The 707-nt window shown below is 62.1% G+C and carries 1 pseudogene; it reads left to right on the top strand.

The window, feature by feature from the left end:
- Positions 1-94 precede the first annotated feature (94 nt).
- Positions 95-707: pseudogene (locus tag EN925_RS38380) on the top strand (tungsten formylmethanofuran dehydrogenase); the annotation flags it as partial.

Raw genomic sequence — 707 nt, 5'->3', positions numbered from 1 at the left:
GATCCATCATGGTCTTGTCGGCGAACTTGCCGGGACGGTTCCCGACCTCTCGACCGGCAACCAGCGCGCGTTTTTCGTGGTAGGCCCAAACGGGATGTCTGTGCCGCCGCTGAACGGCGGACGCAAGGCAACGCAACTTTCCTGTGGCCAAGCTAGCCTCGCCGCCACGCTGGCGGCACTGAGGGCACAGTACAAAGGGCGGCGTACATCGCAACCGGTGTCGAATTTCAATGATTTTGCCAAAACTCTGGCGGCCGCGCATTTTCCCGTGTTCCTGTTTTCAGGCCACGCCGCCGAAGGCTTGGCATTGGAGATGCTGCAAGGACTGATCGCCGATCTCAATCGCAAATCGCGCGCATCCGGCCTTTATCTGCCGGCGAGCGAAAACGGGTGGGGAAGCGCGCTCGCCTCGGCCTGGATGACAGGTTTTCCGCTGCGCACCGGCTTTGCGCGCGGCCTCCCTGAATTCGATCCCTGGCGCTGCGATGTGGAGCGCATGATCGCTGCCGGCGAAGCTGACCTGCACCTGCGGATCTCCGCCGCAACGGCTCAACTACAGAAAAAAAGGGCACGCATGGCGCTGATTGTGCTGACGAAAACGGAAAAGCCGGTTGCCGGCGCCGCAGTCACCATGGCCATCGGCGAGGCTGGAGTCGATCACGATGCGGTTGTCTACTCCAGCCTCGCCGATGGCCATGGTGACTGCG

Origin of the sequence: Mesorhizobium sp. M7A.F.Ca.US.006.04.2.1, assembly GCF_004022915.1 — a bacterium.
Classification (GTDB): Bacteria; Pseudomonadota; Alphaproteobacteria; order Rhizobiales; family Rhizobiaceae; genus Mesorhizobium; species Mesorhizobium ciceri.
The sequence above is the reverse complement of the archived record's forward strand: the minus strand, read 5'-3'. Positions and strand labels throughout refer to the sequence as shown.